12 protein-coding genes and 1 riboswitch are annotated in these 12,752 nt (G+C 44.8%); of the genes, 8 read left to right on the forward strand and 4 right to left on the reverse strand.

All coding sequences use genetic code 11. The features are described from left to right. The first annotated feature begins 12 nt into the window (after nucleotides 1-12). The 5 genes from ftsE to AC6I1H_RS15455 all read left to right on the forward strand — a co-directional run bounded on the left by ftsE (nucleotide 13) and on the right by AC6I1H_RS15455 (nucleotide 5,344). The gene (gene ftsE, locus AC6I1H_RS15435) at nucleotides 13-699 is read left to right on the forward strand and encodes a cell division ATP-binding protein FtsE (RefSeq protein WP_497738409.1); all 687 of its coding nucleotides are present in this window, start codon (nucleotides 13-15) and stop codon (nucleotides 697-699) included. Next, nucleotides 689-1,561: a permease-like cell division protein FtsX gene (ftsX, locus tag AC6I1H_RS15440; protein WP_497738410.1), complete on the forward strand. Its 873-nt coding sequence runs from the start codon at nucleotides 689-691 to the stop codon at nucleotides 1,559-1,561. The genes ftsE and ftsX overlap by 11 nt, the downstream gene beginning before the upstream one ends. A gap of 29 nt (nucleotides 1,562-1,590) precedes the next feature. After that, the gene (locus AC6I1H_RS15445) at nucleotides 1,591-2,733 is read left to right on the forward strand and encodes a murein hydrolase activator EnvC family protein (RefSeq protein ID WP_497738411.1); all 1,143 of its coding nucleotides are present in this window, start codon (nucleotides 1,591-1,593) and stop codon (nucleotides 2,731-2,733) included. Between the two features lie 110 nt (nucleotides 2,734-2,843). Beyond that, a complete protein-coding gene (locus AC6I1H_RS15450) occupies nucleotides 2,844-4,091 on the forward strand; it encodes a S41 family peptidase (RefSeq protein WP_497738412.1) in 1,248 nt (415 codons plus the stop codon). Between the two features lie 11 nt (nucleotides 4,092-4,102). Then, nucleotides 4,103-5,344: a PDZ domain-containing protein gene (locus tag AC6I1H_RS15455; RefSeq protein ID WP_497738413.1), complete on the forward strand. Its 1,242-nt coding sequence runs from the start codon at nucleotides 4,103-4,105 to the stop codon at nucleotides 5,342-5,344. Nucleotides 5,345-5,356: 12 nt separating this feature from the next. Here AC6I1H_RS15455 and AC6I1H_RS15460 read toward each other — a convergent pair whose 3' ends face one another. From AC6I1H_RS15460 to AC6I1H_RS15475, 4 genes are all read right to left on the reverse strand, one after another. Then, a complete protein-coding gene (locus AC6I1H_RS15460; RefSeq protein ID WP_497738414.1) occupies nucleotides 5,357-6,013 on the reverse strand; it encodes an aspartate/glutamate racemase family protein in 657 nt (218 codons plus the stop codon). A 142-nt stretch (nucleotides 6,014-6,155) separates the two neighbouring features. After that, complete coding sequence (locus AC6I1H_RS15465) at nucleotides 6,156-7,010, reverse strand: MetQ/NlpA family ABC transporter substrate-binding protein (RefSeq protein ID WP_497738415.1); 855 nt, start codon at nucleotides 7,008-7,010, stop codon at nucleotides 6,156-6,158. Nucleotides 7,011-7,044: 34 nt separating this feature from the next. Further along, nucleotides 7,045-7,698, reverse strand: a complete 654-nt coding sequence (locus AC6I1H_RS15470) for a methionine ABC transporter permease (protein WP_497738416.1) — start codon at nucleotides 7,696-7,698, stop codon at nucleotides 7,045-7,047. Nucleotides 7,699-7,700: 2 nt separating this feature from the next. Beyond that, nucleotides 7,701-8,726 carry a methionine ABC transporter ATP-binding protein gene (locus AC6I1H_RS15475; RefSeq protein ID WP_497738417.1) on the reverse strand — a complete coding sequence of 342 codons (1,026 nt, stop codon included), beginning with the start codon at nucleotides 8,724-8,726 and terminating at the stop codon, nucleotides 7,701-7,703. Nucleotides 8,727-8,797: 71 nt separating this feature from the next. After that, a riboswitch (SAM riboswitch) is annotated at nucleotides 8,798-8,914 on the reverse strand. Nucleotides 8,915-9,069: 155 nt separating this feature from the next. Here AC6I1H_RS15475 and AC6I1H_RS15480 point away from each other — a divergent pair. The 3 genes from AC6I1H_RS15480 (at nucleotide 9,070) to uvrB (ending at nucleotide 12,645) form a co-directional block, all read left to right on the forward strand. Then, nucleotides 9,070-9,813, forward strand: coding sequence for a fumarylacetoacetate hydrolase family protein (locus tag AC6I1H_RS15480; protein WP_497740827.1), 744 nt, complete (start codon nucleotides 9,070-9,072; stop codon nucleotides 9,811-9,813). A gap of 262 nt (nucleotides 9,814-10,075) precedes the next feature. Next, nucleotides 10,076-10,273: a hypothetical protein gene (locus AC6I1H_RS15485; protein WP_497738418.1), complete on the forward strand. Its 198-nt coding sequence runs from the start codon at nucleotides 10,076-10,078 to the stop codon at nucleotides 10,271-10,273. Between the two features lie 350 nt (nucleotides 10,274-10,623). Beyond that, nucleotides 10,624-12,645 carry an excinuclease ABC subunit UvrB gene (gene uvrB, locus AC6I1H_RS15490; protein WP_497738419.1) on the forward strand — a complete coding sequence of 674 codons (2,022 nt, stop codon included), beginning with the start codon at nucleotides 10,624-10,626 and terminating at the stop codon, nucleotides 12,643-12,645. Nucleotides 12,646-12,752 lie beyond the last annotated feature (107 nt).

Here is a 12,752-nt window from a genome sequence, read left to right on the forward strand (position 1 = left end):
GGAGTGGTTTGTGTGATTGAGACGTACGGAGTTACAAAAATATATCCGGGCGGTCTTGCCGCCTTGAAGGATATAAATATAAAGATTTCAAGGGGAGAGTTTGTATTCATAGTAGGCCCCAGCGGAGCGGGCAAGTCTACTTTTATTAAGTTGCTGTTCCGGGAGGAGCTCCCCACAAAGGGTCAGATTTTTTTCAACGGTAAGAATATCACCAGGATGAAGAGCAGAGAAGTCCCGCTTCTTCGAAGACGTATAGGTATTGTGTTTCAGGATTTCAGGCTGCTTCCGGAAAAGACTGCCTACGAAAATGTGGCTTTTGCCATGGAAGTAACTGAAGCGTCGAGCAGGGAAATTAAAAAAAGAGTACCTTATGTTCTGGAAAGGGTGGGTTTGGCCGACAAAGCCGGTGCAAAGCCGTCGGAACTTTCGGGGGGAGAACAGCAGAGGGTGGCGCTGGCCCGGGCGCTGGTAAATAACCCGGATGTGCTGGTGGCTGATGAACCTACAGGAAACCTTGACCCGGACACTTCCTGGGAAATAATGAAATTGTTGAACGACATCAATAAGCGCGGCACAACGGTGGTAGTGGCCACTCATGCCAGGGAACTGGTGGACGGTATGAGAAAACGGGTCTTGCAACTGGATAAAGGCGTGCTGGTAAGGGACGAAGAGAGAGGTGTTTACAGCAATGAGGCTTAGGACGTTCAACTATTTTTTCAGAGAGGCCTTTATCAGCTTTGCCAGGAACAGGTGGATGAGTCTGGCTTCTATAGGTGCGGTGGCTTCGGCTCTTATTATATTCGGTTCCTTTCTTCTCTTGTCGGTTAATTTCGACCATATATTAAAAGATGTGGAATCTCAGGTGGAAATAACGGCGTACATTGAAGACACTGTAGATACCGGCAGCATTGCACGCCTGAACACAGAGATATCATCTATCAGCGGCGTGAAACAAATCAAGTTTGTATCAAAAGAGGCTGCCCTGGAAGAATTCAAACAGCAGGTGGGGAAAGAACTGCTTGAAGGCATTGATAATCCGCTGCCCAATTCCTTCAGGATAAAAGTCGACAACCCACAGGATGTAGCCCGCGTGGCCGGAGAAATCCAGAAACTTCAGGGGATAGAGGAAGTGAAGTACGGCAAGGGAGTAGTAGAGAAATTATTTAATATCATATACTGGGTAAGACTTCTCGGCCTGGCTATAATGGCCGTTTTTGCGGCGGTATCCGTTTTTATCATTTCAAACACCATCAGGTTGACGGTGTTTGCCAGACGCAGAGAAATAAACATAATGAAGTATATAGGAGCTACCGACTGGTTTGTACGATGGCCTTTTCTGATAGAGGGCATGATGCTGGGTTTTATCGGTTCGGCTATTGCTGTAGGCATCCTTGCCGGAGGATACAGTTATCTTTACAATGTCGTAAAATTGAACGTACCCATGATATCGCTTATCCCAATAAATGAATTCTATGATTATGCGCTGGGATTTCTAGCAATAGGCATGTTCATAGGGGCTTTCGGAAGCAGCTTTTCCATCAGGCGCTTCCTGCACGTGTGATGATGCTGGCCGGAGGAAGGAGGATAGAATTGATAAAGAAAAAATGCAGATTGCTGTCGATACTTTTTATATTGATATTCTTTTGTATCAATACAGCTCCCGCATTTGCCATAAATCTGCAGGACTTGAAAAAACAGCAGGATATAATTAAAGCGAAACTAGCCAATATCCGGAAGAATCTCAAAGACGTAACAAACCAGAAGCAGGATGTGGCATCGGAACTGGAAGCTATCGAAAAGGATTTGGAAAAAGCACAGAAGGAGCTGGCGGCTACCGAAGCAAAACTCAGAGACACCCAGCAAAAACTCGTCAATACCCAGCAGCAGCTGGAAGTGGCGCAGGCCCAGGTGGAAGACCAGCGGGAAACCCTTAACATACGTATGAAAGCCATGTATATGACCGGGCCGGTGGATTACATAGAAGTTTTGATGGCATCTACCAGCTTTGCAGATTTTCTGACAAGGCTGGACATGGTGAAAAGGGTTATCGATTCCGATAAGAATCTGCTGGCGGATTTCAGGGCAAAGAAAGAGGTTGTTGAACAGAAGAAGGCCGAGCTGGAGGAACAAAAAAGACTGATTGCGGAACATAAAAAGAACATAAGCCGCCAGAAAGCTACCATAGCTTCCAGGCAGGCCGACAGGCAGAGACTTTATGCGGAGCTGGAAGCGCAGGAAAGAGAGTACGAGAGGCAGGAAGAAGAGCTCCAAAAAGATGCGGCGCGCCTTTCAAAAATGATTCAGGAACTCCAGGCCAAGAGCAAGAGAGCGTACATGGGGACCGGAGCGTTCAGATGGCCCGTACCGAGCTCTACCAGGGTAACCTCAGATTACGGATGGAGAATACATCCCATATTGAAAACCAGAAGATTTCATGACGGCGTGGATATTGCCGCTCCGACCGGATCCGACGTAGTGTCCGCCGATGACGGCGTGGTAATCTATACCGGATGGTATGGCGGCTATGGCAATACGGTAATCATAGACCATGGCGGTCAGCTTTCCACTCAGTATTCCCACCTTTCAAAAATTCTGGTAAACGACGGGGATAAAGTGAAAAAGGGAGACAAAATCGGTCTGGTAGGCAGCACAGGATTGTCGACAGGCCCTCACCTGCATTTTGGAGTCCGAAAAGGCGGGCAGACTGTCGACCCCTGGAACTGGCTAAAATAAGTAAATACACGATTTTAAGTGGAAGATGAATTATTAATGCTGAATTTTAAAAGAATAAGTGATATAATATCTGTATGACATTATGCATACCTTACAGGGTGGGAAATCATATGCCGGCTGAAAGATGGAAAAATGTTATTCTTGTGGCGGTGCTGTGTACGGCAGTATCGCTGCTTTCATTTATTCTGGGGGCTAGATCTGCAAGCGTGCCCTCTTATGTTTTAAATAAAACTCATAAAGACGCGGCTTTATCCGAAAAGGCTGGAGAATCAAGCGACCTTGAAAAGCTGAAGCCCGTCGCCGATGTTATGAAATTGATCAAGAGCAAATATGTGAGGGATACTGACGACGATTCTCTGGTGGATGGAGCAATCAGAGGGATGGTTCAGTCCCTGAAAGATCCCTATTCCGTTTATATGGGCCCTGATGAATTCGAGAATTTTATGATTTCAGTAAACGGATCTTTTGAGGGTGTAGGCATATCTCTCGGTTTTGACGAAAAATCGGGTGCAATCGTAGTCATTTCGCCTATAGAAGGTACTCCCGCTCAAAAGGCGGGCATACGTCCGCGGGACAGAATAATAAAAGTGGATGACGTCGACATGACGGGGAAAAGTGTGGACGATGCAGTAAGACTACTCAGGGGGCCTAAAGGCACAAAAGTGACTCTTTATATCGAGAGAGCGGGAGTAAAAGGCCCGCTGAAGTTTGAACTGGTCAGGGACAGTATCAGATTGAAGACAGTATGGCATGAAATGCTAGACGGGAATATCGGATACATAAAAATATCATCCTTTGATTCCTACACTTCAGATGAATTCAACAATGCCCTCAACGCATTGAAAAAAGAGGGAGCAAAAGGGCTTGTGCTAGACCTCAGAAACAATCCGGGAGGCTCCCTGTATGAATCCGTAAAGGTAGCCGATCGAATCCTTGGCAAAGGTCTTGTGGTCTATACCGAGGACCGGAATAAAAACAAACTGGAAGAATATTATTCAGACGAAGATAGAATATCCATTCCGCTTGCAGTGCTTATAAACGAGAACAGTGCCAGCGCATCAGAGATACTGGCGGGCGCCATTCAGGATTACAAAGCCGGGATACTCGTGGGGACGAAGACGTTCGGCAAAGGGTCTGTTCAGGAACTGGAACCCTTTGAGAACGGAGGAGGACTGAAATTGACCATAGCCCGGTATTATATCCCAAGCGGGAGGAGCATCGACGGTGTCGGAATCCAGCCAAATGTAAAGGTGGAGTTGAACAAAGGGCTAAACCCCATTTCAGTTCCGAAAGAAAAAGATAATCAATTGGCAAAAGCCGTGGAAGTCCTCAGAGCTTCCATCACTGCCGCAAGATAGAGGCGATTTTAATGTTTCCATTTTTAAAAATTATTTATCTTATACTGCAGGGATTGCCGCAGGCTATTCTTAATCCATTTTTCTGGATAGTAATTTTTCTCGTATGGAATCAATATAAAAGAACGGCCGAGATGGAAAAGAAGATGTTCGGCGCTGTAAAGATAAAGCCGCAGGAAAAAGTGCTTTATGCAGTTTTTTATGGTTGTGTCGGAGGTCTTGTGGGCAGCCTGGCGGTTATATTGCTCGGCATCAGCATAACCGAAGCGGGTCTTATTTACGTCTGGCCCCTGGCACTGATATTGATGCTGATACATCCCCATCTTATGTGCTTTTCCTATGCAGGGGGCATAGTATCGCTTTTTTCTCTCATATTCGGATATCCCAGAGTAGACGTGGCCGGCCTCATGGGGCTGGTGGCGGTTTTACATCTTGTGGAAAGCACTCTCATATATTTTGCCGGATATATAAATGCGGCACCAGTTTTTGTGAAAAGTGAAAATTATGGTATTATAGGCGGCTTTTCCCTTCAAGAATTCTGGCCCGTACCTATAATGCTTCTAACAGTCATAACAGCGCAGATACCGGAACAGACTCTGATACAGATGCCCGAGTGGTGGCCTTTGATTCGACCTTTTTCCGACATTATGAAAAATCCAGACGTCATTTTTATGATGGTTCCTGTCGTTGCTGCCCTGGGTTACGGCGACATTGCACTGGCCGGCACGCCAAAAAAACGGTGCCGATCTTCGGCGTTGAATCTGCTGGCATTCAGCGGCATTTTGCTGATTTTGTCGGTGCTGGCGTCGAGATACAGAGTTTTTGCTTTTGCAGCCGCAATTTTCGCTCCTGCTGCGCATGAATTTCTCATAATATACGGCAAGAAGACCGAAAAAAGCCGTCTGCCCCTCTTCTCACGTCCACAGCAAGGCGAAAGGGTGCTGGATGTCATGAAAGGCTCCCCGGCAGAGAGAATGGGTCTTAGCCCCGGAGATATTATCCTGTCGGTCAACGGAAGGGAGATATTGCATTCTGAAGACCTGAGGGATATATTTTCACAATACCCGACCTACATCTGGCTGACGGTGAAAAAGCCGGACGGCGGCATAAAAAATGCTGAAATGAACGCGTACCCGGAAGGTGTAAATTCCCTGGGTGCGATTCTGGTTCCCGGAAATGAAGATGCCGCATATGTCGTTATGGAGGAAGTCGGCTTTTTCGAATGGATAAAGCGGATTTTGCGCAAAAAAAATTAAAGTTGCTCAAAGTTAGAGCAACATTAATTTAGACAGCATCTCTTCCGCCGGGTCGATAATGGGGCACCCGGCCTTTTTCTGTATATCATTTTTCAGGTATGGAAGGTGGGTGCATCCCAGAACGAGGCATTCGGCTTTACCATTAAAATAGATTAAGTCTGATATATTGAACTTTTCGATTATGGCTGCCGGTGGTTCCTGAGCTTCTATAGCTTTTATCACTGGAAGCATGGTAACACCCATTATTTCAATGGAAGGGTTGTTTTCATAAAAAATTTTTTCTATTGCAGCAAGGCACTGACCATTGGCGGCCCAGATTATAATACTTTTATATTGTAAAGCAAGATTGGCATATATTTCCAGGGGGGTTGTAATACGGCTCTGGGGGCAGGCTTTTCTTATGTAATTAAGATCCACTGCCGATGAAAGAGAATTACAATAGATCATAATACTGAAAATATTATTTTGCTGAAATGTCTGGATTATATTCTTTACTTTTTCAGTTAGAGCTGAAGTACTAAAAAATTGCAACAAATTTTGTTCATGGGGACTGGCGGCAGTTGGGATACCAAATGCTTCATGGCCTTTATTTGTTATAAAATCCACTCCCATTTTAGTATCTACTGGTGTGCCTGCAATGACGCCGATTTTATGTTTTTTCTGAATCAAGAAGACCACCTCCGGAATAATGGAAGGGGAGCGTGAGTTTTTGCAACTAATGAACATTTGCGACTTTTTTTAAATAACAGGATTTGCTATTATAAAGCAAATCCTGTTCATCGACATCATATTTATAATGCTGAAATCAGCACTAAAATGCCGGCACTACTGCTCCCTGGTATTTATCTTCTATAAATTTTTTCACCTCGGGAGAATTTAAAACTTCCGCAAGTTTTTTGAGTTCGGGCCTATTCTCATCTCCCTTGCGCACGACCAGAATGTTCACATAGGGAGAGTCGGCAGATTCAATTGCCAGGGCATCTTTGGTGGGCACAAGTTTTGCCTCAAGGGCATAGTTGGTATTTATAACTGCCGCATCAACATCCTGAAGCACTCTCGGTAACGTGGCGGCCTCAAGCTCTTTTATTTTGATTTTTCTAGGATTTTCAGAAATGTCGTTAATTGTAGCGGTGATGCCGGCGCCGTCTTTTAATTTTATAACGCCTGCTTTTTGCAAAAGCAGCAGAGCCCTGCCGCCGTTGGTGGGGTCGTTTGGTATTGCCACGCTGGCGCCTTCTTTTAGTTCATCGAGTTTTTTTATCTTCTGGGAATATATTCCCATTGGCTCTATGTGAACTTTGGCGATATAGGTTAAATCCAGATTGTGGTCACTGCAGAATTTTTCAAGATATGGAATATGCTGGAAATAATTAGCATCCAATTGTTTATCCGCCAGTTGCAGGTTTGGCTGAATATAGTCCGTAAATTCAACTATTTCGAGTTTTATTCCTTCCTTTTCGAGTAAAGGTTTTACTACATTCAATATTTCTGCATGTGGAACCGGCGAAGCTCCAACTTTGACGGTAACCATTTTATCATTGCTCTGGCTTTGAGAAGAAGTTTGATTTTGAGAATTATCGGAAGTTGGTGATTGCTTCTGGCTGCATCCGGCCAGGGAAATTATTATCAGACTGAGAAGCAAAAAAATAATTAGAATTTTCTTCAAGTGTATCTCCTCCATTTTACTTATTTTTCATTACCTAACGGTTTCTTAATAGCCGCTTTACTATGGCGTCTCCAATAAGTTGAATAAGCTGGACCATTATCACGAGGATAATGACTGTGACCACCATTATCGATAGCATGAAACGCTGGTATCCGTACCTTACCGCTAAATCTCCAAGACCACCTCCTCCTATGACTCCTGCCATGGTGGAATATCCCACCAGGTTGATGGTCATGATGGTGACTCCGGAAGCTATGGATGGAAGAGCCTCCGGAATGAGTACTTTTGAGATTATTTGAAGTGAGGAAGCCCCCATGGCCTGTGCCGCTTCTATAAGACCCCGATCGACCTCTCGAAGGGAGGTTTCCGTGAGCCGCCCCATAAAAGGGATAGCGGCTATGGAAAGGGGGACTATGGCGGCAGTAGTCCCGATGGAAGTTCCCACCAAAAACCTTGTAAAAGGTATCAATACAATAAGCAGGATTACAAATGGCACAGATCGAAATACATTTACTGTGAACCCTAAAATGGTGTTAAGAATTGGGCTTTTGCATATCTGGCCTTTATCCGTAATCATCAGTAAAATACCCAGCGGAATACCGAATACCGTAGCAATGGCTACAGATATCAGAACCATATAGATTGTTTGCCAGGTCGATATGAGAAGGAGATTTATCGTATCAGTCATTGTTATATCACCTCTAATTTAAGCCCCAGATTTTTTAAATATTCAATGGCACTGTCGGCGCCTCCGTTTTTGCCTCGAAGTTCCACTACCAGTGTGCCGTAAGGAGTATCCTGCATGTGATCAATGTTGCCGTACAGAATGTTGGCATCCACATCGAACTTTTTCACCAGAGTGGATATGACGGGCTCGGCAGTGACTTCTCCAAAAAAGCCTATCTTCACGATTCGGCCGGCCAGCTGGCGGCTGCCTAAATTGCGTATTCTCTGTTTCAGTTCTTCGGGCAGCTCAGATAGGGTGATTGAATTTAAGAAATTTCTCGCGGTATCTGTTTTTGGATTTGCAAAGACCTCCAGCAGGGGCCCTTGTTCCACAACTCTGCTCTTTTCGATGACTGCTACACTGTTACAAATCTGCTTTATAACATTCATCTCGTGAGTGATAAGCACTATGGTAATTCCTAATTTCTTGTTGATATCCTTCAGGAGGTTTAAAATGGAAAGGGTTGTCTGGGGGTCCAGGGCTGAAGTGGCTTCATCGCACAGCAGCACCTTCGGGTCATTGGCCAAAGCCCTAGCAATGCCCACCCTCTGCTTCTGACCTCCGGAAAGCTGTGAGGGGAAGCTGTCGGCCTTATCTGAAAGCCCTACCAGGTCCAGTAGTCTTTCCACTTTTTGATTGATAGTCTTTTTATCGACGCCGGCTATCTCCAGGGGAAAAGCCACATTGTTCCTTACGTTTCTGGAAGTGAGAAGGTTGAAATGCTGGAAAATCATGCCTATCTTCTTGCGCATTTCTTTTAATTGGTTGGGAGCGAGAGAAGTCATTTCCACGCCGTCTATTTCCACCGAACCCGAAGTAGGTTTTTCAAGCATGTTGATGCACCTGAGCAGCGTGCTCTTGCCAGCGCCGCTTAATCCTATCACGCCGAAGATTTCTCCCTTCTTAATGTGGAGGTTGACCCCTTCCAGCGCCGTTACATCCCCTGCATCCGAATGGTATACTTTGGTCAAATTTTTTATTAATATCATTTTTAAATACCCCCGCCAAAAAATTAAAATAAAAAAACCCCTTCTGACAATAAGAAGAGGCATCGCAAACCCTCTCATCTGTCAGAACATAAAGTTCTGCAGGAATTAGCACCGATGCAGCGGGAATTGTTTCACTGCCGGTTGCCGGGCGTCATAGGGCCAGTCCCTCAGCCTGCTCTTGATAAGAGTTTTAATATTCATTTTTATTGATTAACATGTTAGCATGATTTATTTGATTTGTCAATAGTGTATCAGAAAATAACCTATTGATTAATGTCAAATAATATAGTAAAATGTAAAAAGCTGGATATAATCAAAATAGGAGGGCCTTAGATTGAGAATTGTGAGATTCAGGTTTAATGATGAGATAAAATTCGGAGTTCTGGATACCGATTCTATTTCAGAAATAAAAGGAAATGTTTTCGGTGACTTTAAAACAGACAAAAACTGTTACGGTATTTCGGAAGTAACATTACTCGCCCCCACAGCTCCTTCCAAAATAATATGCGTGGGGAAAAACTACAGAGAACACGCACTGGAGATGGGGGAAGGGATTCCTGAAGAACCCATATTATTTTTAAAACCGCCAACAGCCGTTATAAACCCCGGCGATGGAATCGTATATCCCGACATGTCCCAAAGGGTGGATTATGAGGGTGAACTGGCTGTGGTTATAAGGGCAGTATGTAAAAATGTGCCGCCTGAGGATATTCCCCGATACATCCTGGGGTATACCTGCGGCAATGATGTCACGGCCCGGGACCTGCAGAAAAAGGATATACAGTGGACCAGGGGCAAATCTTTTGATACTTTCTGTCCTCTGGGACCATGGATCGAAACAGAGCTAAATCCTGACAACCTAAAAATACAGACATATCTAAACGGTGAACTGAAACAGAGTTCTTCAACTGCGATGATGATAACTCCTGTTTATGAACTCATAAGCTTCATGTCCCGGGTAATGACCCTTATACCCGGCGATGTGGTGATGACCGGCACCCCCGAGGGTATCGGCCCCATGCAAAAGGGGGATACTGTGGAGGTTGTTATAGAAGGTATAGGTAAGTTGAAGAATTATGTTTTATGATCCCGAAAACTTCGGGGTTTTTTGTATAAAAAACAGGAATTAGGAAAAAATAATATTTAGATGAAATACATAGATAAATAAAGAAGAATAGAGATTAAAAGATAATTTTTCGAAAATTATACGATTTTTTTAACTTTATATACTTGAACGGAAGTTTACAGTATGTTATAATGTTTGTGAAAGAACTAACAGTCTTTATAATTATTGTACTAATTTTCCTATACTCATATATAAAAAATACGCAGAAAAAGGAGGGAAATCGATGACAAGAAACGAGTACTTAGACCGCGAAAGAGATATGCTGCTGAAAGCCTATACCACCGCAACTGGCGATGAAAAGCGGGAGATCATGCTAAAAATAATGAGCATAGATACTCAAGCCGGCGACAAGGATACTTATGGCAGGAAATCCAGTGGTTTTTTCACCCGCCGCAGAAACAAGATCATTTACATGAACTAAAAACCGGGAGGCCCCCGGTTTTTACATTTTGCCACAAAAATATCAGGACTTTCTTTCAGCCTATTATAAGCATGAATAAAGTTTTCCCTACCTTTAACATAAAAGGCTGCCGAAGGAGCCGAAAACAACCGAAAGGTTTATATATAAACTCCCCTTTTTAGGAAGCACCGGGATAGTTCCCTTGCTTCCTTTTTAATTAAGCTTTGGTTCTGCACCGAACATATTTTCGTGTTTTCTCTTTTCATGGAAATTATTATATGATATAATAATCTAACGATATGGTTTAGTGATAGAATATAGCGCCGAAAATATTAAAAATGATGATACTGAAACGAAAAGAAGGTGTTTTTATGGGGAACTTTCAGGTAATTTCTGAATATGTTCCGCGGGGCGACCAGCCCAGAGCCATAAAAGAGCTGGCCGAAGGAGTCAGAAAGGGATTTAAGTTCCAGACGCTTTTAGGGGCTACCGGCACCGGCAAGACTTTTACCATAGCTCACCTCATCCAGGAGGTCCAGAAACCCACTCTTGTAATAGCCCACAACAAGACCCTGGCGGGACAACTCTGCAGCGAGCTCAAAGAGTTCCTGCCCAACAATGCGGTAGAGTACTTTGTGAGCTATTATGACTACTATCAGCCCGAGGCGTACATCCCCCAGACAGACACCTATATCGAAAAAGACTCTTCCATAAACGACGAGATCGATAAATTAAGACACTCGGCCACGGCTGCCCTTTTCGAACGCAGGGATGTGGTCATAGTTGCCAGCGTTTCATGCATATACAGTTTGGGTTCTCCTGAAGATTACGAAAATCAGGTTATTTCTCTCAGGCCGGGTATGGAGAGGGAGAGAGACGAAGTAGTCCGCAAACTGATAGATATCCAGTACAGCCGTAACGAATACGATTTCCAGCGGGGGACCTTCCGGATGCGCGGTGATGTGCTGGAAATATACCCGGCATCCTTTACGGAAAGGGCCATCCGGGTGGAATTTTTCGGGGATACCATCGATAGGATCACAGAAGTGGATACCTTAACTGGTGAAATAATAGGGCAGAGAAACCATGTCTCCATTTTCCCCGCATCCCATTATGCGACACCTAAAGACAAGATTGAGGCTGCCATAAAATCCATCCAGGAAGAATTAAAACAGCGGCTGGCAGAGTTCAGGGAAAAGGGTAAAGTACTGGAGGCAGCCCGCTTGGAACAGAGGACTAATTATGACATAGAAATGCTCCGGGAGATGGGTTACTGCAAGGGCATAGAAAACTACTCCAGGCATCTTACCGGAAGGAAGCCGGGAGAAGCGCCCTTCACCCTTCTGGATTATTTTCCAAAGGATTATCTCATAATAATTGATGAATCCCACGTTACCCTGCCGCAACTGCATGCCATGTGGGCTGGGGACAGGTCCCGGAAGGAAGCCTTGGTGGAACACGGATTCAGGCTGCCTTCGGCCTTTGATAACAGGCCTCTCGTTTTCGAAGAATTCGAGGAACGTATAAATCAGGCGGTTTTTCTTTCGGCCACACCGGGGCCCTATGAACTGCAGAAAAGTTCGCAGGTGGTGGAACAGATCATACGCCCCACGGGCCTGGTGGACCCCGAAGTGGAGATAAGACCGGTAAAGGGTCAGATCGATGACCTCATTGCCGAGATAAAGAAAAGGGCTCAAAAAGACCAGAGGGTGCTAGTGACCACACTTACCAAGAAGATGGCGGAAGACCTTACCGATTATCTTAAAGAATCAGGCATCAGGGTGAGGTACCTTCACTCGGAAATCCATACTCTGGAACGGCTGCAGATACTCAGGGACCTGAGATTGGGAAAGTTTGACTGTCTGGTGGGCATAAATCTTTTGAGAGAAGGCCTTGACCTACCGGAGGTGTCCCTGGTAGCCATACTGGATGCGGATAAGGAAGGTTTTCTCAGATCAGAGACATCCCTTATACAGACCATAGGCCGGGCCGCCCGCAATGTGGAGGGGAAGGTCATCATGTACGCCGATACCATCACCGAATCCATGGCCAGGGCTATAAATGAGACCAACCGGCGCCGCAAGATTCAGATGGATTACAACAGAAAACATGGTATAGTCCCCCAGACCGTCAAAAAAGCGGTGAGAGATATCATTGAAGCCACAAAAGTGGCGGAAGACGGCACCGAATATCTGCCGGACAAAGATGTGGCCAGGTTGAGCAAAAAGGAATTGAAAAACTATATTGAAAAACTTGAGAAGGATATGAAGGAAGCAGCAAAAAATCTCGAATTCGAAAAGGCCGCAAGGCTGAGGGACCTCATATTCGAGCTGCAGGCAGAAGCTTTCAGTGTGGTGCGGAAAGTGGAAGTTGGAGGGCGGAAATCGGACTAAAAGCGAGCTCTGGGACCAGAGGTCAGATTGAGTTGGATTAACCAAGAAGGCAAATCCTTGATATGATAAAGTATGCGTGAAAAAAGAAAACTGTTTTTGGAGTGATA

This window comes from Biomaibacter sp. TOL (genome assembly GCF_059717795.1).